At 70.5% G+C, this 24,325-nt stretch carries 22 protein-coding genes; 16 read left to right on the forward strand and 6 right to left on the reverse strand.

The window, feature by feature from the left end; all coding sequences use genetic code 11:
- The first annotated feature begins 181 nt into the window (after positions 1–181).
- Positions 182–3,358 (forward strand): double-strand break repair protein AddB, encoded by a 3,177-nt coding sequence (gene addB / locus MKL20_RS31600; RefSeq protein ID WP_244040000.1) that lies wholly within the window; start codon positions 182–184, stop codon positions 3,356–3,358.
- 343 nt (positions 3,359–3,701) lie between these two features.
- On the opposite strand, the gene MKL20_RS31605 is transcribed toward addB, so the two are convergent.
- From MKL20_RS31605 to mnmA, 3 genes are read right to left on the reverse strand one after another with little or no spacing between them, the layout of a single operon-like run.
- A complete protein-coding gene (locus MKL20_RS31605) occupies positions 3,702–4,484 on the reverse strand; it encodes a TVP38/TMEM64 family protein (RefSeq protein WP_244040001.1) in 783 nt (260 codons plus the stop codon).
- Positions 4,481–5,134 carry a class I SAM-dependent methyltransferase gene (locus MKL20_RS31610; RefSeq protein ID WP_147857268.1) on the reverse strand — a complete coding sequence of 218 codons (654 nt, stop codon included), beginning with the start codon at positions 5,132–5,134 and terminating at the stop codon, positions 4,481–4,483. The genes MKL20_RS31605 and MKL20_RS31610 overlap by 4 nt, the downstream gene beginning before the upstream one ends.
- A gap of 25 nt (positions 5,135–5,159) precedes the next feature.
- A complete protein-coding gene (mnmA, locus tag MKL20_RS31615) occupies positions 5,160–6,314 on the reverse strand; it encodes a tRNA 2-thiouridine(34) synthase MnmA (protein WP_244040002.1) in 1,155 nt (384 codons plus the stop codon).
- A 572-nt stretch (positions 6,315–6,886) separates the two neighbouring features.
- On the opposite strand from mnmA, the gene MKL20_RS31620 reads away from it, so the two are divergent.
- The 8 genes from MKL20_RS31620 to MKL20_RS31655 all read left to right on the forward strand — a co-directional run bounded on the left by MKL20_RS31620 (position 6,887) and on the right by MKL20_RS31655 (position 14,919).
- The gene (locus MKL20_RS31620) at positions 6,887–8,488 is read left to right on the forward strand and encodes a flagellar hook-length control protein FliK (RefSeq protein ID WP_244040003.1); all 1,602 of its coding nucleotides are present in this window, start codon (positions 6,887–6,889) and stop codon (positions 8,486–8,488) included.
- 72 nt (positions 8,489–8,560) lie between these two features.
- Positions 8,561–9,244: a flagellar hook assembly protein FlgD gene (locus tag MKL20_RS31625; protein WP_244040004.1), complete on the forward strand. Its 684-nt coding sequence runs from the start codon at positions 8,561–8,563 to the stop codon at positions 9,242–9,244.
- A gap of 91 nt (positions 9,245–9,335) precedes the next feature.
- A complete protein-coding gene (locus MKL20_RS31630; protein WP_007569077.1) occupies positions 9,336–9,611 on the forward strand; it encodes a DUF1153 domain-containing protein in 276 nt (91 codons plus the stop codon).
- Between the two features lie 217 nt (positions 9,612–9,828).
- Positions 9,829–11,454: a flagellar basal-body MS-ring/collar protein FliF gene (gene fliF, locus MKL20_RS31635; protein ID WP_244040005.1), complete on the forward strand. Its 1,626-nt coding sequence runs from the start codon at positions 9,829–9,831 to the stop codon at positions 11,452–11,454.
- Positions 11,455–11,478: 24 nt separating this feature from the next.
- On the forward strand, positions 11,479–12,525 hold the full coding sequence (locus MKL20_RS31640; protein WP_243963215.1) for a flagellar motor switch protein FliG: 1,047 nt from the start codon (positions 11,479–11,481) through the stop codon (positions 12,523–12,525).
- Positions 12,522–13,133 carry a FliH/SctL family protein gene (locus MKL20_RS31645; RefSeq protein ID WP_244040006.1) on the forward strand — a complete coding sequence of 204 codons (612 nt, stop codon included), beginning with the start codon at positions 12,522–12,524 and terminating at the stop codon, positions 13,131–13,133. Before MKL20_RS31640 ends, MKL20_RS31645 begins: the two co-directional genes overlap by 4 nt.
- Positions 13,134–13,142: 9 nt before the next feature.
- Positions 13,143–13,475: a flagellar motor switch protein FliN gene (gene fliN / locus MKL20_RS31650; RefSeq protein ID WP_058194015.1), complete on the forward strand. Its 333-nt coding sequence runs from the start codon at positions 13,143–13,145 to the stop codon at positions 13,473–13,475.
- Positions 13,476–13,557: 82 nt separating this feature from the next.
- Entirely contained in the window at positions 13,558–14,919 is a 1,362-nt protein-coding gene (locus tag MKL20_RS31655; RefSeq protein ID WP_243963213.1) for a sigma-54-dependent transcriptional regulator, read from the forward strand.
- A 23-nt stretch (positions 14,920–14,942) separates the two neighbouring features.
- Here MKL20_RS31655 and MKL20_RS31660 read toward each other — a convergent pair whose 3' ends face one another.
- On the reverse strand, positions 14,943–16,202 hold the full coding sequence (locus MKL20_RS31660; RefSeq protein ID WP_244040007.1) for an MFS transporter: 1,260 nt from the start codon (positions 16,200–16,202) through the stop codon (positions 14,943–14,945).
- A 199-nt stretch (positions 16,203–16,401) separates the two neighbouring features.
- On the opposite strand from MKL20_RS31660, the gene MKL20_RS31665 reads away from it, so the two are divergent.
- The gene (locus tag MKL20_RS31665) at positions 16,402–17,097 is read left to right on the forward strand and encodes an ArsR/SmtB family transcription factor (protein ID WP_244040008.1); all 696 of its coding nucleotides are present in this window, start codon (positions 16,402–16,404) and stop codon (positions 17,095–17,097) included.
- Positions 17,098–17,109: 12 nt separating this feature from the next.
- On the opposite strand, the gene MKL20_RS31670 is transcribed toward MKL20_RS31665, so the two are convergent.
- Together MKL20_RS31670 and MKL20_RS31675 are read right to left on the reverse strand one after the other, a co-directional pair.
- Positions 17,110–17,391: a hypothetical protein gene (locus tag MKL20_RS31670; protein WP_243963210.1), complete on the reverse strand. Its 282-nt coding sequence runs from the start codon at positions 17,389–17,391 to the stop codon at positions 17,110–17,112.
- A 100-nt stretch (positions 17,392–17,491) separates the two neighbouring features.
- Positions 17,492–18,805, reverse strand: a complete 1,314-nt coding sequence (locus tag MKL20_RS31675) for a capsule biosynthesis protein (protein WP_244040009.1) — start codon at positions 18,803–18,805, stop codon at positions 17,492–17,494.
- 181 nt (positions 18,806–18,986) lie between these two features.
- On the opposite strand from MKL20_RS31675, the gene MKL20_RS31680 reads away from it, so the two are divergent.
- The 6 genes from MKL20_RS31680 (at position 18,987) to MKL20_RS31705 (ending at position 24,225) form a co-directional block, all read left to right on the forward strand.
- Positions 18,987–19,436 carry a hypothetical protein gene (locus tag MKL20_RS31680; protein ID WP_244040010.1) on the forward strand — a complete coding sequence of 150 codons (450 nt, stop codon included), beginning with the start codon at positions 18,987–18,989 and terminating at the stop codon, positions 19,434–19,436.
- A gap of 87 nt (positions 19,437–19,523) precedes the next feature.
- Positions 19,524–20,567 (forward strand): flippase-like domain-containing protein, encoded by a 1,044-nt coding sequence (locus tag MKL20_RS31685; protein WP_279595114.1) that lies wholly within the window; start codon positions 19,524–19,526, stop codon positions 20,565–20,567.
- A gap of 5 nt (positions 20,568–20,572) precedes the next feature.
- Positions 20,573–21,361 (forward strand): flagellar type III secretion system pore protein FliP, encoded by a 789-nt coding sequence (gene fliP / locus MKL20_RS31690; protein WP_409568220.1) that lies wholly within the window; start codon positions 20,573–20,575, stop codon positions 21,359–21,361.
- Between the two features lie 187 nt (positions 21,362–21,548).
- Positions 21,549–22,085, forward strand: a complete 537-nt coding sequence (locus MKL20_RS31695; protein WP_244040012.1) for a TadE/TadG family type IV pilus assembly protein — start codon at positions 21,549–21,551, stop codon at positions 22,083–22,085.
- On the forward strand, positions 22,085–22,792 hold the full coding sequence (locus tag MKL20_RS31700) for a TadE/TadG family type IV pilus assembly protein (protein ID WP_244040013.1): 708 nt from the start codon (positions 22,085–22,087) through the stop codon (positions 22,790–22,792). Before MKL20_RS31695 ends, MKL20_RS31700 begins: the two co-directional genes overlap by 1 nt.
- Positions 22,777–24,225 (forward strand): pilus assembly protein TadG-related protein, encoded by a 1,449-nt coding sequence (locus MKL20_RS31705; protein WP_244040014.1) that lies wholly within the window; start codon positions 22,777–22,779, stop codon positions 24,223–24,225. The genes MKL20_RS31700 and MKL20_RS31705 overlap by 16 nt, the downstream gene beginning before the upstream one ends.
- Positions 24,226–24,325: the final 100 nt, after the last annotated feature.

Below are 24,325 nucleotides of genomic sequence, written 5' to 3' on the forward strand. Positions count from 1 at the left end.
GGGGGCATAGGTTCTCACCGCCCACCGTCATTGCAAGCGCAGCGAAGCAACCTAGGGCAACGCTACGTCCGGGGATCGCGCGCTGCGCTGGGTTGCTTCGCTGCGCTCGCAATGACGGCACGCGTTCGTCGTCGTCGCACGCCCCTGTCCCGACCCGCCGAGCCCGCGTAAAAGGCGCTCCATGTCAGAGCGGCAGGCCGTCTTCACCATCACCCGGGGCGTCCCGTTCCTGCCGACGCTGGCTGAGGCGCTGCTGTCCGGCCGGCTGGTCGGGCCGGTGGCGGAGGATCCGCTGGCGCTTGCCGCGGTCACGATCTACCTGCCGAAGCGCCGGGCGGCGCGGGCGCTCGGCGCGATCCTGGCCGACCGGCTCGGCCAAAGAGCGCATGAGCGGGGCGCGCCCGGCTACGCGGCCCTGCTGCCGCGGATGATCCCCCTCGGCGAGGCCGACGAGGCCGAGCTCGACCTCGCCTCCGAGCCGCTGCTGGAGGACAACGATCCGCTCAGCACGCCGATGCCGCCGCTGGAGCGCCGGCTGATCCTGGCCCGCCTGGTCCAGGCCTGGGCGAAGTCGGTCGACCGGACCCTGCTGCCGCTGGATGCCGAGGTGCCGTTCCTGGTGCCGTCCTCGCCCGCCGACGCGGTCGGGCTGGCGGGCGATCTCGAACGGCTGATGGATGCGCTCACCGTCGAGGGCCTGCCCTGGTCGGAGATCGGCGCCGCCGTGGAGGCCGAGTATTCGCGCTATTTCGGCCTGACCCTGGATTTCGTGAAGATCGCCGCCGAGAACTGGCCAAAACTCCTGGCCGAGCGCGGCCTATCCGATCCGGTCGCCCGCGCCCGCGGCCTCGTCCTCGCCGAGGGCCAGCGCCTGGCGCGGACCGCGCCGACGGATCCCGTGGTCGTCGCCGGCTCGCTCGGCTCCGTGCCCGCCACCGCCCGGCTGATCGCGGCGGTGGCGAAGCTGCCCCGGGGCGCCGTGGTGCTGCCCGGGCTCGATCTCGACCTCGACGAAGCCGGCTGGTCCGGCATCGACACCGGCGAGGGGTTTTCCCGGGTGATCGCCCACGGGCACCCCCAGGCGGTGCTGCACCGGCTGCTCGGGGCGGACAATCTCGCCCTGTCGCGGGCGGAGGTGGTGGCTTTGGGCGATCCCGATGCCGGCCAGGCGGCCCGGGCCGCTTTGCTGTCCCAGGCCCTGCGCCCGGCCGACACCACCGACGCCTGGGCCGATCTCGACCCGGAGAAGCGGGACTCGGTCGCCGAAACCGGCCTGACGGGGCTCGCTCTGGCCGAGGCCGCCGACGAGCGCGAAGAGGCCCTGGTCGCGGCGCTCGCCCTGCGCGAGACCCTTCAGGTCCCCGGCGCCACCGCGGCCCTGGTCACGCCCGATCGCGGGCTCGCCGGCCGGGTCGCGGTGGAACTGCTGCGCTGGGGCATCGTCGCCGAGGATTCGGCCGGGCTGGCGCTGGCCGGAAGCCCCGCCGGACGGCTCGCCCGGCTCACGGCGGAGTTGGCCGCCGACCTCGCCCGCAACCAGGCCGACGCGATCCCCGCGCGGCTGATCGCGCTGCTGTCGCACCCGATGGTCCGCCTGGGCCTGGCCCGGTCCGATGTGGTGCGCGGTGCCGCCGCCCTGGAGATCGGGCTGCTGCGCGGCCCCGTCCCGGCCCCGGGTTTTTCCGGGCTGCGGAATGCTCTGGCGGCCGAGCGGGTCGGGCCTCTGGAGCGCCGCCCCCGGGCCAAGCGCCGCCTGAAGGATATCGACTGGGATCTCGCCGCGGCCCTGCTCGACCGGCTGGATCAGGTCTTCGCCGACTTCCCGGGCCCGGACGGGGCCGGCGAGTGCGATCTCGTCGCCACCGCCGCCCGGCATCGCGCCGCCTGCGACTGGCTGCTCGCCGGCCCGGAGGATGCCCCGGATGCGGTCGAGGACGGCTCCCTGTCCTGCCTCGATGCCCTGTTCGACGACCTGGAGATGGCCGAGCCCGGCCTGATGCCAGGGCGGTTCGACGATTACGCGACCTTCTTCACTTCGCTCGCCCGGGAGCGCCTGGTCGGCTGCTCCGGCGAGGCGCCGCATCCGCGGCTGCGCATCCTCGGCCTGCTGGAGGCGCGGCTGCTCTCGGTCGACCGAGTGGTGCTCGGCGGGCTCGACGAGGGCGTCTGGCCGGTGCGGACCCTGACCGACGCCTTCCTCAACCGGCCGATGCGCGAGCGGGTCGGCCTCAACCCGCCCGAGCGCCGGATCGGCCAGATGGCGCACGACTTCGTGCAGGCGCTCGGCTGCCGCGACGCGGTGATCACCCGGGCGCTCAAGCGGGAGGGCTCGCCGACCGTGCCGTCGCGCCTGATCCAGCGCCTGCGCGCGCTTTCCGGCGACGCCCGCTGGGAGGCGGTGCTGGCGGCCGGACGGCGCTTCACCGGTCTCGCCGCCCGCCTCGACACCGCCCCGCCCGAGAAGCGGTTGAAGCGCCCGGCGCCGAAGCCGGACCCGGCCCTGTTCCCGCGCTCGCTCAGCGTCACCGAGATCGAGACGCTGGTCCGCGACCCCTACAGCATCTTCGCGCGCCACGTGCTCGGGCTCGATCCCCTGGAGTCGCTGGCCGCGGTGCCGAGCGTCGCCACCCGCGGCTCCCTGGTGCACGACATTTTTTCGGAGTTCGCCAGTGCCCATCCGGAGGGCCTGCCCGGGCGGCCGGAGGAGCATCTCTTCGCCATCGCCACCAACGCCTTCGGCGAGATCGCCGACACCTATCCGGAACTCTACGCCGAGTGGTGGCCGCGCTACGAGCGCATGGCCGCGGCCTATCTCACCTGGGAGACGGAGCGCCGGCCAGTCTTGCGCCGCATCCACCCGGAGGTGTCCGGTCGCTGGGTGATCCCCCTAGGCCGCGAGAGCTTCACCCTGCGCGCCCGGGCCGACCGGATCGAGCTGCGCCCGGACGGCAGCGCCTGCATCGTCGATTACAAGACCGGCACGCCGCCCTCGGCGAAGATGATTTTTTCGGGATTCTCGCCGCAGCTCACCCTGGAGGCGGCGATGCTGATGCACGGCGCCTTCGACGGCCTGCCGCCGGTGAAGACCACGCCGGACCTGCTCTACGTCCATGCCTCGGGCGGGAGGAAGCCGTTCGTCCCGGCCCCGGTGAAACCGCCCCGCGGCGAGGAACGCAGCGTCGACGCGATCGTGGCCGAGCACGCCACCCGCCTGAAGGGCCTGATCGCCCGCTTCCTCACCGGCGAAGCCGCCTACACGGCCCGGCCCTACCCGCAATATGCCAGCCAGTACGGGGCGTATGATCACTTGGCGCGGGTGCTGGAATGGTCTTTGGGCGGGGAGGAGGGTGGGGAGTGAGCCGCACTGGACGGCGGGCGAGACTCGGGCTCGGGTCCGAATCGCGGTAAGTACATCTCTCGATGGCTCGTCCCATCTGCGTCCGATCCAGTCTGACCGGATGGGGCTCTGAAGGGGGAGCCGGTCTGTTCCTGGGGGTTGTGATGGCCGACGAGAAGCCGCTGGCCAATCCGGCCGACAGGGCGGCGTCCTCGGGATCGGGTGCCGCGCCGCAGGGCGGGTTCGCCGCCCTCGTTCCGGAACTCAGCGTGACGGATCTCGATGCCAGCCTTCGGTTCTGGTGCGGTCTATCCAACCGCGCAAAGCCGTTAAGCACCGCCGCAAGTCTCCCGACCGACCCGGATCAGGCCCGGCGAAACCGGCGGCTCAGAAACACGCTCCCCAGCGCGAACAGCGCCAGCATCGCCAGCCCCGCCACCATCTTGGGCGTAATCAGCGCCCGCAGGGTCAGGGCTTCGTCGCAGCCGGGCGCGCCCGAGGCCAGGCAGGCGGCCTTGGCGGTCTCGTGGGCGGCGACCACGTCGTCGATCCCGGCGCCGGTGGTAGCGTAGACCAGCGCGCCCGGCAGCAGGCCCAGGAAGGTCGCCAGCACGAAGATCCGCATCTTCACCCCGCAGGCGGCGGGCGCGAGATTCGTCATCCAGAACGGGAACAGCGGCAGCAGCCGCATCACCGCGATGTACCCGAAGGCGTCGCGCCGGAACCCGTCCGTGAAGGCGGCGAGACGTGTCCCGCCGACCCGGCGCAGCAGGTCGGCGCCCGGCCCCTTGCCGATGGCGAACACGATCGCCGCCCCGGTGGTGGCGGCGCAGACTGCGGTCAGCGCCCCCGGCACGATCCCGAACAGAAAACCGCAGATCATGGTCAGGATCAGCGTGGCCGGCACCGAAACGACCACGGAGATGACGTAGAGCAGGTAGGCCGCCACCAGGGCGCGCACGAACCCGGCCTCGACGAAGCCGTGCAGCCAAGCCCGCGAGGCGAGCAGGCGGTCGAGGCTCAGGAGCTGCGCGGCCCCCGAGACCAGCACGACCGCCGAGATGCAGAGCAGCAGCACCAGCGGCAGCCAGCGCCGCAGCCGCTTCCAGAGGCCCTCGGGGACGGGGGCTGATCCGGCCTCGCTCACCCGGCTTTGCGCATCCGCAGGATCTTGAAGAAGCCGCCCGGGAAGGTCGGCTTCAAGCCCAGCACCTCGACGCCGTTGCGCCGCGCCCAGGCCTCGATCCGGGTCGCCTTGAAGTCCGACGACCAGCCGATCTTGGTGCAGAGCGGCGCCACCACCTCCTCGACCCGGGCCAGCGGGCCGTCGCTCTGGCCGAAATGGTTGGCGAGCACGATGCCGCCGCCCGGCCGGACCACCCGGAGGAACTCCGACATCGCGGCTTCGGGGTCGGGCACCAGGGTGATCAGGAACTGCGCCACCACGGCGTCGAAGCTCGCATCGGCGTAGCCGAGGTGGCAGACATCCATCACCTGCAGGCCCTTCACGTGAGCCAGGTTCCGGCGCTTCACCTTGGCGCGGGCGCGCTTGAGCATGTCCTCGGAGAGGTCGACCCCGCAGACGAAGCTCGCCTTCGGGTAGTAGCCCAGCGCCAGCCCGGTGCCGACGCCGGCCTCCAGGATCCGCGGACCGTGCTCGGCCGCCGCCTCGACGGCCGCGCGGGCCGCCGGCTCGGTGAGCTTGTCGTAGACCACGTCGTAGACGGGGGCCCAGCGGGCATAGGCCTTACGCATCAGGGCCGTGCTCGGCCCGGCCATCTGCGGCTCGCTCAGCATCGTTCAGACTATCCAGAGATTGAGATCAGGCGGCTTCGCGGGGCCGGGCCGACAACGCATCGACCCTGCGGATGGTGCCGCCGCCGAGCACCCGGGCCCGGGGGCCGTCGTCGCCGTAGATCGCGCAGGCCTGACCCGGGGATACGCCATCCTCGGGCTCGGCCAGCACCACCTCAGCGGTGCCGTCCGGACCGATGCTGAGCGTCGCCGGCCGGGGCGGCCGGGTCGAGCGCACGCGGACCGCCACGGGCAGGTCGCGCACCGACTCGGGCCGGCCCTCGCCCAGCCAGTTGAGGTCCGACAGGCGGATCCGGGTCGTCGCCAGGGCGGTACGGGGGCCGACCACCACCCGGGCGGTGTCCGGCTCCAGGCGTACCACGTAGAGCGGCTCGGAGCCCGACAGGCCGAGGCCCCGGCGCTGGCCGACCGTATAATGAACGATGCCGTCGTGCCGGCCGAGGACGTGGCCGGCAAGGTCGACGATCTCGCCGGGCCGGGCCGCGTCCGGCCGCAGGCGGGCGATCACGTCGCTGTAGCGGCCCTGTGGCACGAAGCAGATGTCCTGGCTGTCCGGCTTCTCGGCGAGCGACAGGCCGAGATCCTTGGCGAGCGCCCGGGTCTCGACCTTGGACATCTCGCCCAGGGGAAAGCGCAGGTAGGCGAGTTGCTCGGCTGTCGTCGCGTACAGGAAGTAGCTCTGGTCCCGGGCCGGATCGAGCGCGCGGTGGAGCGCCCGGCCGCCCTCCGGCAGGGCGCGACTCGCCACGTAGTGGCCGGTGGCCAGGGCGTCGGCGTCGAGATCCCGGGCGAGACCCAGGAGGTCGCGGAACTTCACGGTGCGATTGCACTCGACGCAGGGGATCGGCGTCTCGCCGGCGAGGTAGCTCTCGGCGAATTTCTCGATCACCGCGTCGCGGAACCGGTCCTCATAATCGAGGACATAATGCGGGATGCCGAGATGCTCGGCCGCGGCCCGGGCGTCGTTAATGTCCTGGCCGGCGCAGCAGGCGCCCTTGCGATGGGTCGCGGCGCCGTGGTCGTAGAGCTGGAGCGTGACCCCGACCACGTCGAAGCCCTGCCGCTTCAGGAGCCCCGCGACCACGGAGGAATCGACGCCGCCGGACATGGCGACGACGACGCGCGTCTCGTGGGCTGGCTTGGGAAGGTCGAGGGCGTTCATCGCAAGGGTCCGCCGCCGCCGGCTGAAAGGCGTCTCGGCTGCACGGCCCGTCTATAGCGGGAGTCGGGTTGGCTTTCCAGGGCGGCGTTTTTTGACGGGGGCGAGCCGGTTTGCGCGGGCGCGGTGCGAGGCGTGGGATCAATCCCGGCAGCAAGCGCCGTCCACCCTCACTGCAGCCTAAAGGAACCAGAGGTTTCCGGAGGACGCGCAAGTCCCCTCTCCCGTGCGGGAGAGGGACAGGGTGAGGGATGCGACCTCTCCGGAAGACCCTGGTCCCTCACCCCAACCCTCTCCCGCACGGGAGAGGGGGCACGTCCCGTCTCCAAAGTAACGATGGTGATCATCACAGCCCGCTGCGATGGGAGGGAGGCGCGGGTGTCGTTGCCGGCCTGCCTGACCCAGCAATCGAGTGCCCCCCACCCGGCAAATGCTGCCGGGCGCGCGGCAGCTTCGGACCCGGACGATATCCGGCACCCGAGAGCGGCGCGACAAAAACCATTATCCGTCAGCCACTTATCCAACCGCCCCAATGGCCTGGCCCTTGCTCAACTCCCTTCGAGAGGAGCCCCAGCATGGCGAGCGGTGCAGCGGATCGGTTGGATGTCACCGGGTGGATTCCGTCCGCCCGCGCGGCGTCGACCACGCGATCGAGCTGGGATGCGGCGGGTGTTGCTGCCCGATCCGGCGACTCGTCGCAGGATCGTTTCGGCGCGGCGCTGAGCGCGGCCCGGGCTCGGGACGATGCGGCGGCGACCCGCGCCCGCGACGAAACCCAGCGCAGCCAAGCCGACGCGGCCCGCACCGCTTCTGAGCGTGCGCGGGATGCGGCCGATGCCGCGAAGTCCCGCGCCACCGCCCGGCCGGACGCCCGACCCACCAATCCCGCCAAGCCGCCGGAGCCCCACGCGCAGGCTCAGACCGCGACGCCTGCGAACACGCGGTCTGACACATCGATGACCCGCGCCGGGGCGCAGGCTCCGGCGAAAGCCTCGACATCCACCCCCGCCGGGGCTGCCCGGGACACGGATCCGAAGGCGCAGCCGGCCTCCGATACGGCCAGCGCCTCCGCGCCGAATGCCGCAACCGATGCGACGGCCGCCGATGCCGCCAAGACCGACACGAAAGCGGGTGATTCAGCCGCCACCGAGACCGCCCAGATCGAAGCCGTGCCGAGCGAGGCGCCGCCGCAGACAGCACCTCAGCCGGCGAGCCCAGCGGTGCCGGGAACGCTGCAGGCCCTGCTGGCCGAGTTGGTCAAGGGTGCCCCCGTCCTGGCCGGCGGCGCCGCGGCCGGTGGAGAGAGCGGAGAAGTGGGGGCGACCGGAGCGGTCGGCGCCGGTGCCGCGGGTTCGGGCGCGGCGGGTTCAGCGACGGCGCATGCCGACATCGCCGATGCCGCCGCGGCTTCGGCCGGCGCCGGGACCAAGATGGGCGTGGCGCCCACAACTCTGCGGGCTTCGGGCCAGGGCGCGAGCCCGGTGGAGGCCGTCAAGGCCGGTGCGGTTGATCCCGCGGGGACGGAGGCGGCTTCAAGCGCGTCCGCCGGCTCGGACTTCATGGCCGCCCTGGCGGATGCCGGCCAGGGGAACGGACAGGGCGCGGCCGCGGGCCTGCAGGCGCCGGCCCCAGCCCTGCCCCAGGGCAATCCGGACGCATCCGTTCTCGCCCCGCAGGCGGCCGGGACGCATACCGCCGCGACGCAGGCCGCCGCGCCGACCCCGACCCAGGCGCAGGCCCCGGTGGATCCGGCGGTGCCGATCGGCCAGGTGCCGATGACCATCGGGTTGCGCTCGCTTGCGGGGTCGAGCGAATTCCAGATCCGGCTCGACCCCGCCGAACTCGGGCGGATCGACGTCAAGCTCGAGATCGACAAGGCCCGCGGCACGGTGACGACCCATTTGGTTGTCGAGCGGCCCGAGACGCTGGCCATGCTCCAGCGCGATGCCGGCCAATTGCAGCAGGCCCTGTCCCAGGCCGGGCTCGATCCGTCCGCGGGCGGGCTCAACCTGTCGCTGCGCAGCGACGGCAACGCCCAGGGCGGCGCGGGCGGCGGCCAGGGCGAGGCGCCCCGGAGCGGCCAGACGGCCTGGGCGCAGGATCGCGCCGAGGCGCCCCAGGAGACCGCCCCGACGCGCTGGCTGCGCGGTTACGGCGGCCTCGACATCCGGATCTAGCGCGATGCGCGACCACATCGAAACATCACGCGTCCCGGCTGTCAGCCCCGACGCGCCACGGGAGCGAGCCGCATGACCTCCGGCATATCCAGCGTTACCAACACGTCATCCACAGCGTCGAGCGCCACCGCGAGCGGCAATGCCAGCGAGATCGCCGGCAACTTCACGCAGTTCCTGACGCTGCTCACCACGCAGCTCAAGAACCAGAACCCGCTCGACCCGATGGATACCAACCAGTTCACCCAGCAGCTGGTCCAGTTCGCGGGCGTCGAGCAGCAGCTCAAGTCCAACGATCGCCTCGACAGCATCCTGACCGCGTCGAAATCGGCGAGTTCCGCCTCGGCCACGAGCTATATCGGCAAGAGCATCACGGCCGATGGCAGCGCGTCCCAGCTGTCCAAGGGCTCGGCATCCTGGACGCTGACACCCGCCCGGGCCGCCCCCAAGGCGGTGGTGACGATCCTCGATTCCAAGAACAACGTCGTGGCGACACAGACCACGTCGCTCACCGCCGGCAGCCAAACCTACAGCTGGAACGGCAAGACTTCGGCAGGGCTGACCGCGCCCGACGGGGCCTATTCGATCAAGGTCTCGGCCTCCGACACGACCGGCGCGAACGTGGCGGTCGACACCAGCCTCAACGGGACGGTGGACTCGGTCGACCTCAGCGGCGCGGCGCCGGTCCTGATGATCGGCTCCCAGAAAGTTCCGCTCAGCAGCGTCCAAAGCATAGGGTTGTCCACAAGTGGCACCTGACGAATCATATCCGAGTGATCCGCTTCAACATCTCTTAAGCGGAGGCAAGTACCTTCAACGCTCGACAGGTCAGTCGAGTGTAGAGCGTATCATGACCGAACCCAGCCGCCCGAGAGTCAAATACGTGATCGGGCCCGACGGCTCTCCTCTGACCATCGCGGATCTTCCGCCGCCGAGCACCCGCCGCTGGGTGATCCGGCGCAAGGCAGAGGTCGTGGCCGCCGTGCGCGGTGGCCTCCTCAGTCTCGAGGAGGCGTGCAAGCGCTACACCTTGACCACCGAGGAATTCCTGAGCTGGCAGTTCTCGATCGACCAGCACGGCCTGGCCGGGCTGCGGACGACCCGGATCCAGCACTACCGGCACTGAGCCGATGGGAGTCGGGATCGCGCCCCGTGCGGCCCGATCCCCCAAAAAAGCCGTCCGAAGCCGCTTCCGCACCCCGGATGCGGCTTCGTTCCGTTCCAGGGCCATCTTAAACGCCCGTACGGCGCCCGGCATTAACGCCCCGCTAACCATGGGCTGGGCAATTTCTGCCGGGCGGCCCGTCGGGCGCCGCCAGCGTTAGAGTGCAGCGAACCATCCCGTGAAGCCGGTCCTCGATCTCGTCACGAAGCTCGGACCCGCCCGGATCGCCGCCATGGCGGCGGTGACGCTGACCCTCATCGGCTTCTTCGCCTTCATCATCCTGCGGGTCTCGCGCCCCGACATGGGCGTGCTGTTCTCCGACCTGACGATGCAGGATTCGGCCGCCGTGATCCGCGAGCTCGACAGCCGCGGCATCCGCTACGAATCGAAGGGCGATACCGGCCAGACCATCATGGCGCCCCGGGCCGACCTCGCCCGGCTGCGGATGGACCTCGCCGGCAAGGGCCTGCCGGTCCAGGCCGGCGTCGGCTACGAGATCTTCGACAAGGGCGACGCGTTCTCGTCCACCAACTTCGTGCAGAACGTGAACCACCTGCGCGCCCTGGAGGGCGAGCTGTCGCGGTCGATCCGGGCGATCGGCCGGGTCCAGGCGGCCCGGGTCCACCTGGTCCTGCCCGAGCGGCGCCTGTTCGAGCGCGACCGGGAGACCCCGAGCGCCGCCATCGTGCTGAAGCTGATGGGCGAGCTCGATGCCGGGCAGGTGCGGGCGATCCGGCACCTCGCGGCCTCCGCCGTGGAGGGCCTGAAGCCCGAGCGGGTCTCGATCGTCGACGAGCGCGGCCGGCTGCTGGCCGACGGCGCCAAGGACGCCGATCCCAACGCTGCGAGCGCCTTCGAGGACCGGCAGATCGGTCTGGAGCGGCGCCTGCGCGGCCAGATCGAGGACGTGATGGCCGGCATCGTCGGCCCGGGCCGTGCCCGGGTCCAGGTGAATGCCGAGCTGGACCTCAACCGGATCGAGAGCCGCTCCGAGACCTTCGACCCGGAGAGCCGGGTCGTGCGCTCGGCCCAGACCCGGACCGAATCGGCCGTCACCGGCAATGCCGACGGCCAGGTCACGGTCGGCAACGAGCTGCCGGGCGCCAATGGCGGCGACAAGCCCCCGGCCCCGAAGGATGCGACCAACAAGAACGAGGAGACCACCAACTACGAGATCTCGAAGGTCACAAAGACCGAGATCGCCGAGGGCGGCCGGGTCAAGCGCCTGTCGGTCGCCGTGGTGGTCGACGGGATCTACGCCATCGCCCCCGACGGCAAGCAGACCTACACGCCGCGCCCGCCCGCCGAGATCGAGCGGATCACCGCCCTGGTGCGCAGCGCGGTCGGCTTCGACAAGGCCCGCGGCGATCAGATCGAGGTGGTGAACCTGCGCTTCGCCGAGGCGCCGAGCGTGCCGCAATTCACCGAGCCGACCCTGATCGAGTCGCTGCTCGCGCCGACCAAGGAGGACGTGCTGCGCATGGCCGAGCTCTCGGTGCTGGCGCTCCTGACCCTGATCGTCCTGCTCACGGTGGTGCGGCCGCTCGTGCGGCAGGTGCTGGCGCCGGTCCCGGCCCCGCCGGTCCTGGCCGCCCCCGCGACCCTCGCCGAGGCCGCCGCCGCGGCGGCCGCGGGTGCCACGGTCACGATGATCGAGCGCGACAGCCCGACCGCCCGGCTGATGGAGTTCGCCAAGATCAACGGCCAGATCCAGGCCGACACCGTGCAGCGCGTCGTCGACATGGTCCGGGCCAGCCCGGCCGAGACCGTCGAGGTGCTGCGCGGTTGGATCCAGGAAGAGTAGCGCGTCGAGGATCGGGGACGAACGATGGCGGCAGGACTGGCGAATTCCCTGACGGCCGAGGGCGGCGACGCCTTCGCGGCGATGCCCGGCGCGCAGCGCGCGGCCGCGCTCCTGCTCATGCTCGGCGAGGCCGAGGGCGCGCCGATCTGGCAGATGCTGGAGGAGGACGAGGTCAAGAAGGTCAGCCACGCGATGGTCCAGCTCGGCACGCTGGAGGTCGCCACCGTCGAGCGGCTGATCATCGAGTTCGTGACGAAGCTCAGCAACAGCGGCGGCATCTCGTCGAACTTCGAGCGCACCGAGGCGCTGCTCCTGAAGATCTTCCCCAGCGATCAGGTCTCCCTGATCATGGCCGAGATCAAGGGCGCCTCGGGCAAGCGCGTCTGGGCCTCGATCGCCCAGGTCGATCCGGAGATCCTGGCCTCGTTCCTGCGCAACGAGTACCCGCAGACCGTGGCGGTGGTGCTGTCGCGGGTGCGGGCCGACTACGCCGCCAAGGTGCTCACCATCCTGCCCGAGGAATTCGCCATCGACGTCCTGAACCGGATGCTCCGCATGGAGACGGTGCAGAAGGAGGCCCTGCGCCACATCGAGGAGACCCTGCGGGTCGAGTTCGTCTCGACCATCGCCCAGACCCAGCGCCGCGACGCCCACGAGATGATGGCGGACGTGTTCAACGCCTTCGACCGCCAGACCGAGGGCCGGTTCCTGGCCGCCCTCGACCAGGCCAATCGCGGCTCGGCCAAGCGCATCCGCGAGCTGATGTTCACCTTCGAGGATCTGCTGAAGCTCGATCCGGGCAGCGTCCAGACCCTGATGCAGAGGATCGACGGCGCGACCCTGTGCCGGGCGCTCAAGGGCGCCAACGAGCCGACCCGGGCCTTCTTCATGAAGCAGATGTCGACCCGGGCCGCCAAGAACCTCACGGACGAGATGGCGTCGCTGGGTCCGGTCCGCCTCAAGGAGGTCGATGAGGCGCAAACGAAGATGACCGAGGTCGCCAAGGACCTCGCCGAGAAGGGCGAGATCATGATCGCCAAGAACAGCGCCGAGGAGGAGCTGGTCTATTGAACGCCTCGTCGCCCCAGATCGCGAAGCCGTTCCTGTTCGAGACCGACTTTCGCAGCCCGCGCCCGAGCGCGGCGGCCCAGCGCGCCGCCGAGGCGGCGGCCCGCGCGGAGGTGGAGGCGCATGCGCGCGGCGTGCAGGAGGGCCTGATCCAGGCCGAGGCCCAGATCCAGGGCCGGCTTACCGCCGCGCTGAGCCACCTGGCCCAGGCCGCCGCCGCCCTCCTCGCCCGGGCCGACGCCCACGATGCCGAGCGCGAGGCGCAGGCGGTCGAGGTCGCCGTGCTGATCGCCCGGAAGGTCGCCGGCGACGCCCTCGACGCCGCTCCGCTGGCCAGCATCGGCGAGGCCGCCCGCACGGCGCTCCAGCACCTGCGCGGCGTGCCTCATCTCGTGGTCCGCGTGCATGACGGCCTCGTCGAGGACGCCGAGGCCCTGGTGAAGAAACTCGCCCGCGAGCGCGGCTACGAGGGCCGCCTCGTGGTGCTGGGCGATCCCGAGATGCAGGCGGGCGACGCCCGCATCGAATGGGCCGACGGCGGCATCGTCCGCGAGCGCGCCCGCATCGAGGCCGCCGTCGCCGACGCCCTCGGCCTGCCCCCGACCGCCTAAGGAGCCCGGATGTCCGACGATTTCAGCCTGCCCCAGCTCGGCGACACCGATCCCGACTACGCCGCGGGCTCGATCCGCGACACGCCCACCACCCCGAAGACGGCCGCCGACCTGGAGCAGCTGTTCGACGTGCCCGTGATGGTCTCGGCGGTGCTCGGCTCCTCGCGGATGCCGATCGGCGACCTGCTCCGGCTCGCCCCCGGCGCCGTGCTCGAACTCGACCGGAAGGTCGGCGAGGCGATCGACGTGTTCGTCAACAACCGACTCGTCGCCCGCGGCGAGGTCGTCCTCGTCGAGGACCGGCTCGGCGTGACGATGACCGAGATCGTCAAGGGCGAATGATTTTTTTGGGACTTTGCGCGGGAGACCGCCGCCTTGCGAGGCGGCTTGCACCTCACGCCACGACATTTGAGAGGGACGAACCATGCGGCTCCTGATGATCGGGCGGCTCAACGGCGAGCTGATCACCGCCTCCAAGATCGCGATGCGGCGCGGCGCCTCGGTGACGCAGGCGGACGCGATCCCGCAGGGCCTCAACGTCCTGCGCGCCAAGGGCGCCGACCTGATCATGATCGACGTGTCGCTGGAGGTGCGCGATCTCGTCGACGCGCTGGAAGCCGAGCGCATCCGCACGCCGGTCGTGGCCTGCGGGGTCTCGGCCGACGCGCAGACCGCCGTCGCGGCGATCCGGGCCGGCGCCAAGGAGTACATCCCGCTTCCGCCCGATCCCGAGCTGATCGCGGCGGTGCTGGAGGCGGTCGCCTCCGACCGCGCCGCCTTCGTCTGGCGCGACCCGTCGATGGAGCGGGTGGTCAAGCTCGCCGAGCAGGTCGCCCCCTCCGAGGCCTCGGTGCTGATCACCGGCGAGAGCGGCACCGGCAAGGAGGTACTGGCGCGTCACGTCCACCTGAAATCCCACCGGGCCGGCAAGCCGTTCGTCTCGGTCAATTGCGCGGCGATCCCCGAGGCCCTGCTCGAATCCGAGCTGTTCGGCCACGAGAAGGGTGCGTTCACCGGCGCGGTCGCTCGGCGGATCGGCCGGTTCGAGGAGGCCAATGGCGGGACCCTGCTGCTCGACGAGATCTCCGAGATGGATGTCCGCCTGCAGTCGAAGCTGCTGCGCGCCCTCCAGGAGCGGGTGATCGACCGGGTCGGCGGCACCGCCCCGGTGCGGGTCGATATCCGGGTGCTGGCGACCTCCAACCGCAACCTGATGGAGGAAGTCCGCAAGGGCACGTTCCGGGAGGATCTGTTCTACCGGCTCAACGTCGTCTCGCTGAAGCTGCCGGCCCTGCGCGACCGGCCGGCCGACATCCTGGAACTCGCCGCCCATTTCGCCCGGAAATACGCCGAGGTGAACGGCGTGCCGGCCCGGCCGCTCAGCGCGGAGGCGCGGGCGCTGATGCTGAAGAACCCCTGGCGCGGCAACGTTCGCGAGCTCGAGAACACCCTGCACCGGGCGGTCCTTCTGGCCTCCGGGCCCGAGATCGGCCCCGACGCGATCCTGTCCCCCGACGGCGAGTCGATCGCCACGGAAGGGCCCGCCGGCCGCGCCGTGCAAGCCGCCGAGGCCGCCACCCGCGGCCTGGTCGGTCGGACCGTGGCGCAGGTCGAGTGCGACCTGATCCTCGACACCCTCGACCATTGCCTCGGCAACCGCACCCACGCGGCCAAGATCCTCGGCATCTCGATCCGCACCCTGCGCAACAAGCTCAACGAATACGTCTCGGCCGGCCTCGACGTGGCCGAGCCCGGCGCCGTGCGGGCGAGCGCGGCTTACGGCTGAGCTGTCTTGGACGCGAGGCCGTATCACGCGCGTGGAAGCGGCCCGATCGCGCTCCGGCGCAGCTTGCACGCGCGGCGACCCACGAGATAGGCGCCGCTTGCCGCGAGCTGGATGGCGGCGGCGGCCCAAAAGATCGCGTTGTCCGATCCGAGCTGCCGCAGCAAGCCGAACAGGGCCGGCGCGAAGGCGTAGGCGGCCTGCGAGATCGCCACGATCAGCGCGACCATCCGCGGCGCGTCGGCCTGGGTGAACTCGACCTGCGCGATGAGCGGCGGCAGCGAGGTCGCGTTTCCGATGCCGGACCCGACCAGGACGATTCCGAGGAGCAGCAGGGCAACGTCGGTGCTGCCGGACAGGATCAGCACGCCGCAGCCCAACGCCTGGACCAGCAGGCTGAGCGCGGCGACGGCGCGGCGATCCGCGCCAGCCGGCATGCACCAGCCGACGAGCATCCGCCCGGCGATGGCCGCGGCGGTCGAGAGCCCGGCCGCGAGGCCCGCCCCCTGCGTCCCAAGGGCCGGCGCGAGCACGGAGACGAACTGGGCGATCAGGCCGATCTGCGCGAACAGCGCCAGGGCCATGCCGAGGCTCAGCGTCAGGAACGCCCGGTCGTGCGCCAGACGCGCCACGGGGCGCATGTAGGCACTCTCCATCTTCGGATTCGCGGCTGCACCGGCATCGCCATCGGGAATTTGCCCCATTCCGCCGGGGGTCCGTGGGAGCACGATCAGCGCAAGCAGCCCGAGCGTGCCGACCATGACGGCACCGACCATCAGAGCCGCCACCGGAAAGCCGACCCGGCCGATCAGCGCGACCCAGAGCGGGGAGAACAGGACCCCGCCGATGCTGGCGCCGTTATAGGCCATGCTCAAGGCGGCCGGGCGCCGCGCGACGAACCACGGGGCGATCATGGCGTTCACGGCCGCGGCACCGAGCGCCGGCCAGCCCGCGCCGGTCAGCAGCGCGGCGGCATAGAGCTGCCCGGGGGTCTGGGCACAGGCCCAGCCCAGGACGCCCAGCGCCAGCACCACGGCCCCGGCGAAGGTGACGGCGGGCAAGCCGAAGCGTCGATGCAGGGCGGGCAGGTTGGCGACGATGCCGACGCCCGCCAGAAAATGCAGGGTCACCGCCCCGGAGACCAGGGCGATCGGCCAGCCATAGGCCTGCCGGACCACCTCCAGATAGACCGGCGGCCCGTAGAAGCCGACGCCCCAGCCGAACACCGCGACGACGAAGGCGGCGGCCACGACGCGCCAGCCATAGAAATCCGATGGGCCGTGCATGCCCGAAACTCCACGCGGTCGAAGGGACTGGACAACGGGAAGCGCCGCCCGATCCGGCGGTCCTGCGCTCGGCCTCGGAGGTCGTCGGGATCGTCGGCCCAGGGCGGACCTATGGCCGAGGAAACCGGACCGATGCTTCGGTGGACGCCGAAGCATCGGTCGTGGAAGCGCGTTACGATCGGATGCGCGAGGTGGAGCGATGGTGACGACGGTCTCGGTCGCGCAGGTCGGCGCCCTGGTGGGCGATCCGGCGCGCGTGGCCATGCTGCAAGCCCTGATGGACGGGCGCGCCCTGACGGCCTCCGAGCTGGCGCAGGCCGCCGGGATCACGCCGCAGACGGCGAGCGGCCATCTCGCGCAGCTGGCGGCGGCGTCCCTCGTGACCGTGTCGAAGCAGGGTCGGCACCGCTACCACCGCCTGGCCAGCCCGGAGGTAGCCCGGCTGCTGGAAAGCCTCATGCTCCTTGCCTCCAATGCGGCGGTGCGTCGGCCCCGCACCGGACCGCGGGATCCGCACCTGCGCCTGGCGCGGACCTGCTACGATCACATGGCTGGCTGGCTCGGCGTCCAGCTCGCCGATGCGCTGGTGGCCCGGAACTGGGTCGAGCTTGCCGAGGACGGGGCGCTGGTCACACCGGAGGGACTGAATCGGCTGGCTGCCCTCGGTCTCGACGCGGCGGCCGGCGGGCGGGCGAAGCTTCAGTGCCGCCCATGCCTGGATTGGAGCGAGCGCCGCCCGCATCTCGCCGGTCGACTCGGCGCGGCGCTGTGCACGCATAGCCTGCAACGGGGCTGGGTCCGCCGGCAGTCCGGCTCGCGCGCGCTCAATGTCACGCCCGCCGGCTGGCGGGCCTTCCACGAGCTGTTCGATATCAGGCCGCCCGCGGCGCCCTGAGTCCGGCCCGCGTCACCGCCCGTTGCGGGACGCCTTGTTGGCCTCGTTCTGGGCCGCGAAGGCCGCGTCGAGCTTGCGCAGGGATTCGTAGCGGGCGACATCGCCCTCCACGTCGCGGATCGTCTCCTCGACGAGGTGGCGCTGGAGCGCGACGCGCGGGTCGTCGGGGGGCAGCGCCTCGCGCTCCTGCAGGCGGAGCACGGCCTGCCGCACGACCGTGTAGACCGCCTCGCGCTCCGCCCGGCTCATCGAGGGCCGGATCGCCTTCGCGACGAGATCGGAGAAATCCGACATGGACCGTTAGACTTCACGCATTGACCGGGGAGGCCCGGGACACCGGGCCGTCTCCCTCTACAGACCGCGCGGCGCGGGATCCAGACCCCGCGGCGCCGGCTCACATCCGCTGGTCGCGGATGCCGGCGATCAGGAGCGAGGACGAGCTCCAGAGCACGAAGAAGCAGAAGAACGCCACGATCAGGGTATGGCCCCGCTCCGGGTAGAGGCTGTCGGTCGGCAGCACCGGCGGCACGAAAGTCGCCAGGAAGATATGCTGCTTGCTGGCCGAGACCCGGGCCCGGTCGAGCAGCATGTGCGCCGATTCCTCGAGTTTTTCCGCGATGGTCCGCTCGACCAGCAGGCCTTCGTACTGGAGCAGCGCCTCGGTCAGGTTGGTGCCGCCGCCCGCGGCCGCGCCGGCATTGGTCAGCTCGTCCTGCAGCGTCTTCATCTGCTGCTCGATGGCCGCGATGTTCGAGACCAGCGTCTGGATCGAGCGCGAGCGCTCATCGAGGTTCGAGCCGCGCAGGACCTGCAGGTCGGTCTCGAGCTTCAGCTTCTCCTTGCGCAGGATCGTCAGGGTGGTGAGCGTCCCCTCGGCGGTCTTGATCGGGTCGATCACGCCCCACTGGTTGCGAAAGCTCTGCAGCCCGAGATGCGCCTTGCGCAGGCGCTCCTGCGCCACCGTCGCATCCGCCTGGGCCTGCTTGACCATGTCGGCCTGGGCGCGCTTCGAGATGTCGTTGATCAGCGCCTCGGACCGGCTCACCACCTCGCGGGCGATGGTCAGGGCGTCCTGCGGGGTGAAGGCGCGCACCGACAGGCGGATCACGCCCGAGATCGAATCGATATGCGCGTCGACGTGCTTGCGCCAATATTTCGTCAGGTCCTCGATCGGGTTGCTCGGATCGAACCGGGCCCAGAAATCGGCCTCGGGCCGGGAGAACATCTTCGAGATGCCGATGCTCTTCTCCAGCGCCTCCACCAGGGTCTGGCTGGCGATGAAGTCGCGGACGATGAAGCTGTCCTGGCTGTTGTGCTTCTGAATCAGGTTCGTGTACTGGCCGAGCGAGATGTTCTCCATCGGCTCGACGTTGCCGCGCACCGTGAACTGCGCCTCGGCGATGTACTGGTTGGACGCGAAGGCGAACAGGTACAGGCCGATCACCAGGGTCGGCAGCAGCACGAACATCCCGACGCGGCGGATGATCCGCGCCCCGTAGCTCGACGTGTCCTCCCGGCGCCGGCCGAAGCCGGGCAGGCGGGTCCAGTCGAGGCGCTCGCGCGCCGCGGCCACCAGCGCCCGGGCGCCGCGCTTCTCAGGCACCGGACGGATCGTCTCCGCGCCGTGGCGCAGCTCGGTCATCGTCGATGGGGCGAACGTCACGAGTTCGCCTTCGCGCGTGTCGTCCTTGACGTCGTCGAAGCTCATCCGCTCACTGTTCCTGGGTCTGCGCCGGATCCGCCACCGCGAAACCGGCCGGAGGACGGCCCGTGCGCAGGGTCGGAATCCCGTTCTTTTAGGCCCTTTTTAAGGCACCGCCCTCCGCCCCTGCCGCACCGCGGCGACGGGCAGCGTAGCCGGCCCCGGTATCGCGCCGTAGAGTCTCCCGATGATGACACGCCCTCGCGTCTCCCCCGGCCCCGGAGACCGCCCCGCCGGCCGGCCGGCCCTCACCAAGTCGGCCAAGACTAAGCTCGCGGAGGTCGTGGTGGTGTGCTCAAAATGCGCCAAGCGCCAGGGCCTGCGCCCGCGGGCGGTGCGGGCGATGCTGAAGGGCGCGGCCAAGCAGGCGGCCAAGGACGGGCTGCTCACCGGGCGGACCAAGCTCTGCATCGTCGAGTCGGGCTGCCTCGGGCCTTGCCCAAAACGCGCGGTGGCCGTGGCCACGGGCGCGAGCCTGGCGGAGGGCCGCGTCGTCCTGCTCGATCCCGAGGCCGCCCCCCAGGACGCCCTCGCCGCGGTGCTGCGCCCCGTGCTACCGCGGCGGCGCGCCCCCGAATTCGGCCCCAATACCCCCCTAGCGGCGGTGGCACCTGCCGAATCGCCGCCGGATGCTTGACTGGCGCAACCTGGAGCGCTCGCCCTTGCCCGCCATTCGGCGCACATCCCCTGCGGGCCGGCCGTGAGCGGCGACCGCGCCTCCCCGATGCGCCGCTTCGGCCTCGCCGTCCTGCGCCGGCTGCCCCTGATCGGCACGCTGATCGGCCTCGGCCTCGCGGTCTGGCTGGTGGCGACCAACGATCTCTCCGCGGTGGCCGCGGCGTTCGGGCGGATCGGCTTCGTGGGTTTTGCCGGCGTCACGCTGGTCCGCGCCCTCGTGGTGCTGGTCTGCGGCCTCGCCTGGGCGCGCATCCTGGACGGGCTGTCGCCCGCCCCGGCCTCGGCTTGCCTGATCCTGCGCTTCGTGCGCGAGGGCATCAACGTGCTGCTGCCCGTGGCCTCGGTGGGCGGCGACGTGCTCGGGGCGCGGCTCCTGACCTTCTGGGGCGTGACCGGAACCCTGGCGGCGGCCTCGGTGCTCGCCGACATGCTGTTCCAGGTTGGGACGCTGGCGCTGTTCGCCGGCCTCGGCGCCGGCCTGCTGAGCCGGGTCGAGGGTCCGGCGGCCGCCGAGTTGGCGCACTGGACCTTGCGGACCCTCGCGGTGGCGGGCCTCGCGGTGGCGGCGTTCTTCGCGCTCCAGCGCACCGGAATCGTGCGCGTGCTCGAGGATCGCGTCGCGGCTCTGGGCCGGCGCTTCGTGCGCGAGACGGAGGCGCGTTCCGAGCCGGCGCCGCGGATCCAGGGTGCCCTCGACACAGTCTGGGCGGCGGAACGGCGCGGCCGCCTCGTCCAGTCCTTCGCCCTGCACGCCCTGGCCTGGCTGCTCGGCGCCGCCGAGGTCGCGGTCGTGCTCACCTGCATCGGCGTCGAGAATCTCAGCCTGTCGGAGGTCCTCGTGATCGAGGCGCTGAGCCAGGCGATCAAGGCCGCGGCCTTCCTGGTGCCGAGCGGGCTCGGCGTGCAGGAGGGCGGCCTCGTTCTGGTCTGCGGCCTGTTCGGGATCGATGCCGGCACGGCGATCGCCCTCTCCCTGGCCCGCCGGATCCCGGATGTCGTGCTCGGCCTGCCGGCGCTGCTGGTCTGGCAGAACCTTGAGGCGCGGCGCACGGGCGTGCGCCCGGCCACCCCCACCTGCGACCGTCCGTGACCCCGATGCCCGTGACCCCGATGGATGACGCGCCGGCCGGCGACGCGAAACGGTCCCTTGTCCGAAAACGCCGTATCCTGAGCCTCGCCGGGCTGGCCGGCACCGTGCTCGCCGCCGGACCGGCCCTGGCCCAGAGCCTCAGCGTCGATCTCGGTGCGGGCGGCACCACCGAGCGGGCGCTCCAGCTCGTCGCGCTGATCACCGTCCTGGCGGTGGCCCCCTCCGTGCTGGTGATGGCCACCGCCTTCACCCGGATCGTCGTCGTGCTGTCGATCCTGCGCTCGGCGCTGGGCACCCAGACGGCGCCGCCGACCGCGGTGATCGTCAGTCTCGCGCTGTTCCTCACCGCCTTCGTGATGGCCCCCACCGGGCGAGCCGCCTACAGCGCCGGAATCGAGCCCCTGGTCGCTGGGCGGATAACCCAGGTCCAGGCCTTCGAGCGGGCCTCGGCGCCGTTCAAGACGTTCATGCTGAAGAACGTGCGCGAGAAGGACCTGAAGCTGTTCCTCGACCTCGCCAAGGTGCCGGTGCCGAAGGGGCCGGAGGATGTCGGCCTCGAGATCGTGACCCCGGCCTTCATGATCTCGGAGCTGCGCCGCGCCTTCGAGATCGGGTTCCTGCTGTTCATCCCGTTCCTGATCATCGACCTCGTGGTCGCCTCGGTGCTGATGGCGGTGGGCATGATGATGGTGCCGCCCGCGACCGTCGCCCTGCCGTTCAAGCTGATCTTCTTCGTGCTGGTCGATGGCTGGACCCTGGTGGCCGGGTCACTGGTCCAGAGCTACGGCGGATAGAACGCGCGTCGCCGAAGTGGATACCGGTCCGGCGCCAGTCGGCGCGTCATGGCAATGACTTGGAGAGGCCGGCCCAATGCGATCAGGCCGGATGCGGCCCAAGATTCACCAAGGTAAGTCCATAGAGTCTCAAAGTCTGTTTTAACTTGGGTTTAGCAATCTCTTGCTAACTGAGCGCATGTTTTTCATGCGTCACTACGTTCGCGATCGGAAAGGGGCGGCTGCGGTCGAGTTCGCCCTGGTCGCGATGCTGTTCATCCTGGCCCTGCTGTTCGTCATGACCGTGGCCACGATCCTGTTCATCAACCAGTCCCTGGACTACGCCACGACGCGGGCCGCCCGGCAGATCCTCACCGGGGCGGCCCAGGCGAGCGCCCTCGACCAGGCGAGCTTCAAGGCCTCGCTGTGCCGCAACCTGCCGGCGACGCTGAAATGCAGCAACCTCGTCGTGAACCTGTACGTGGTGCCGACCGGTTCTTCCTCCAGCGGCTACTACACCTACGTGAAATCCGACCTCAGCGGCCTGGCGATCCCGGCGCTGACCCCGGGTTCCGGCCAGTACAGCCTCGGCACGCGCGGGCAGTACCAGTACCTTTTGGTGATCTATCCGATCACCTTTCTGCCTTCGGCGTTCGCGTCGATGCTCGGCGGCGGTGCGATCTTCAACGGCGCACCGGCCTACCTGACGATCTCGACGGCGGCGTTCCGCAACGAGCTGTTCTGATGGCGGGTGGCTTGCCCTCGGCGGCGTCCTTCTTCCGGGACACGCGGGCGGTCTCGGCGATCGAGTTCGCCCTGCTCCTGCCGGTTCTGCTGATCCTGATGCTCGGCGGCATCCAGCTGGTCACCTACGTCAACGCCAGCCGCAAGGTCGGGCTGATCGCCCAGTCGATCAGCCAGATGATCTCCCAGGCGATGCCGCCCTCGGGCTCGACGGTGGCGACCGTCAACGCCGCCGACCTGCATTTCAGCTTCGACTCCGCCCTGGTCCTGTTCCCGTACCTGATGAAGGACGCGCCGCGGCAGGGCCTGCAATGGTGGCAGGACATCGCCATCACCTACGCCGCGGTCGCGTTCACCCAGACGGCGTCGAACTGTACGGGCAGCGACCTGAGCGCCTGCTACACGGCCGCCGTCGCCTGGACGAGTTCGGGCACCACCGGGAACAATTACCGGCCCTGCGCGGTCCCGCAGCTTCCCGCCGCCGACACCGCCCCGCCCAACCGGACGACGCTCCCGCGCTCGGTCTTCGGGCCGGGTTCGATCGTCGCGGTGGACGTGGTCTTCAACTTCCGGCCGTCCTTCGGCGCGCGGTTCGTCCCCGCCGTTCGGATCGCCCGCTCGATGTACGTGCAGCCGCGCTACGCCTCCCTGGTCAATTTCGACCCGGCGGGCAACGATGGGATCGCCGTGAAATGCCCGGGTTTCTGAACCGCGCGCGCCGCCTCGTCGCCCGGGCGGCGCCCCTTTCGGGCGCGCGCGCCGGCAACGTGACGATCCTGTTCGCCTTGAGTCTGCTGCCGATGGTCGGCCTGCTCGGCTATGGGGTCGATTACGGCGTGGCGATCACCGACAAGGCCAAGCTCGACGCCGCCGCGGATGCGGCCGCCATTGCTGCGGTGGCGACCGCCAAGGCCTACATCGCCGCCAATCCGGCCCAGGCGAACGTGACCGCCAACGCCATCGCGGCCGGCATCGCCCAGGCGACCAACGCCTTCACGGTCAATGCCGGCACCGTGCCGTTCGCGCAGGTGCAGCTCCGGACGCCGACGATCGTGCGACGAAGCCAGACCCTGGTGTCGACGGTCGTCTACAGCGCCGCGGTGAAGAACAATTTCGGGCAGATCTTCCGGACACCGACCACGAATTTCTCCAACACGGTCACGGCCTCGGCCGACCTCGCGAGCTATCTCGACTTCTACCTGCTCCTGGACGTGTCCGGCTCGATGGGCCTGCCGGCGACCACCGCCGGCATGAGCCAGCTCGCCTCCAAGAACAACGACATGAAATGGGATTACCAGCAGGGCTGCCAGTTCGCCTGCCATTATCCAGGCAACGACGGCTGGGGCTTGGCCGCAGGCAAGATCCAGCTGCGCTCCGACGCCGTCAACAACGCGGTCTGCTCGCTGATCCAGCGGGCAGCCAACCCGACGGTGACGAATCAGTACCGCGTCGGCCTGTACCCGTTCATCAACCAGATGGGCACGCTCGCCGACATCAACAGTTCGATCGCGACCCTGAACACCGCCGCCCAGTGTTCCCTGGCCTGGCCCCTCGCCCTGACAGGCCTGCTCGATACCGGAACCACCCAACTCTACACGAACAACGACCCGAGCACCGGCATCGGCTCCGGCGGCACGCATTTCGAGGTCGTCCTGCCGCAGATGAGGACCGCCATCACCAATACCGGCGGGTTCGGCGACGGCTCCAGCATCAACGCACGCAAGCCATTCGTCTTCCTGATCACGGATGGGATGCAGAACGGTCAGCACTATTCCATCTTCAAGAACAACAAATACTACTACCCGGGCAACCCTTCGAAATTCTCGGGCTACGCCAACGCCGACTTCGACACATCGACCCCTTCACAGATCGATCCGTCACTCTGCACGGCGCTGAAGAATGCCGGAGCGACGATCTCGATCCTGTACATCCCCTACAACATCATCACCTTCACGGATTACGGCGGGATCGTCGCCGGGGAAAACAAGAAGGTGAACGCGTTCAGCCCGACACTCGCGACGCCTCTGCAGAGCTGCGCCTCGCCAGGATATTTCTACACGGCCAACAGCCCGGCTGACATCAAGAGTTCGCTCAACGCCATGTTCGATCAAGCGCTGCAGGTCGCGCGGCTGACGCAGTGAGGATCGGCCCGTCCAAGTCGCTTCACCGTCATTGCGAGCGCAGCGAAGCAACCCAGTGCGGCGCGCGATCTCCGAATGTGGCGGTTCCCTAAGGTTGCTT

Origin of the sequence: Methylobacterium sp. E-066 (assembly GCF_022829635.1) — a bacterium.
Taxonomy (GTDB): Bacteria; Pseudomonadota; Alphaproteobacteria; order Rhizobiales; family Beijerinckiaceae; genus Methylobacterium.

Coding starts and splice junctions, on each gene's coding strand:
- MKL20_RS31675 (WP_244040009.1), bottom strand. CDS start 18,805: ATGAGCTTCGACGACGTCAAGGACGACACGCGCGAAGGCGAACTCGTG.
- MKL20_RS31705 (WP_244040014.1), top strand. CDS start 22,777: ATGCCCGGGTTTCTGAACCGCGCGCGCCGCCTCGTCGCCCGGGCGGCG.
- MKL20_RS31640 (WP_243963215.1), top strand. CDS start 11,479: ATGGCGGCAGGACTGGCGAATTCCCTGACGGCCGAGGGCGGCGACGCC.
- addB (WP_244040000.1), top strand. CDS start 182: ATGTCAGAGCGGCAGGCCGTCTTCACCATCACCCGGGGCGTCCCGTTC.
- MKL20_RS31670 (WP_243963210.1), bottom strand. CDS start 17,391: ATGTCGGATTTCTCCGATCTCGTCGCGAAGGCGATCCGGCCCTCGATG.
- MKL20_RS31695 (WP_244040012.1), top strand. CDS start 21,549: ATGCGTCACTACGTTCGCGATCGGAAAGGGGCGGCTGCGGTCGAGTTC.
- MKL20_RS31655 (WP_243963213.1), top strand. CDS start 13,558: ATGCGGCTCCTGATGATCGGGCGGCTCAACGGCGAGCTGATCACCGCC.
- fliN (WP_058194015.1), top strand. CDS start 13,143: ATGTCCGACGATTTCAGCCTGCCCCAGCTCGGCGACACCGATCCCGAC.
- MKL20_RS31630 (WP_007569077.1), top strand. CDS start 9,336: ATGACCGAACCCAGCCGCCCGAGAGTCAAATACGTGATCGGGCCCGAC.
- MKL20_RS31680 (WP_244040010.1), top strand. CDS start 18,987: ATGATGACACGCCCTCGCGTCTCCCCCGGCCCCGGAGACCGCCCCGCC.
- MKL20_RS31625 (WP_244040004.1), top strand. CDS start 8,561: ATGACCTCCGGCATATCCAGCGTTACCAACACGTCATCCACAGCGTCG.
- MKL20_RS31685 (WP_279595114.1), top strand. CDS start 19,524: ATGCGCCGCTTCGGCCTCGCCGTCCTGCGCCGGCTGCCCCTGATCGGC.
- MKL20_RS31665 (WP_244040008.1), top strand. CDS start 16,402: ATGGTGACGACGGTCTCGGTCGCGCAGGTCGGCGCCCTGGTGGGCGAT.
- MKL20_RS31700 (WP_244040013.1), top strand. CDS start 22,085: ATGGCGGGTGGCTTGCCCTCGGCGGCGTCCTTCTTCCGGGACACGCGG.
- MKL20_RS31660 (WP_244040007.1), bottom strand. CDS start 16,202: ATGCACGGCCCATCGGATTTCTATGGCTGGCGCGTCGTGGCCGCCGCC.
- fliP (WP_409568220.1), top strand. CDS start 20,573: ATGCCCGTGACCCCGATGGATGACGCGCCGGCCGGCGACGCGAAACGG.
- MKL20_RS31610 (WP_147857268.1), bottom strand. CDS start 5,134: ATGCTGAGCGAGCCGCAGATGGCCGGGCCGAGCACGGCCCTGATGCGT.
- mnmA (WP_244040002.1), bottom strand. CDS start 6,314: ATGAACGCCCTCGACCTTCCCAAGCCAGCCCACGAGACGCGCGTCGTC.
- MKL20_RS31620 (WP_244040003.1), top strand. CDS start 6,887: ATGGCGAGCGGTGCAGCGGATCGGTTGGATGTCACCGGGTGGATTCCG.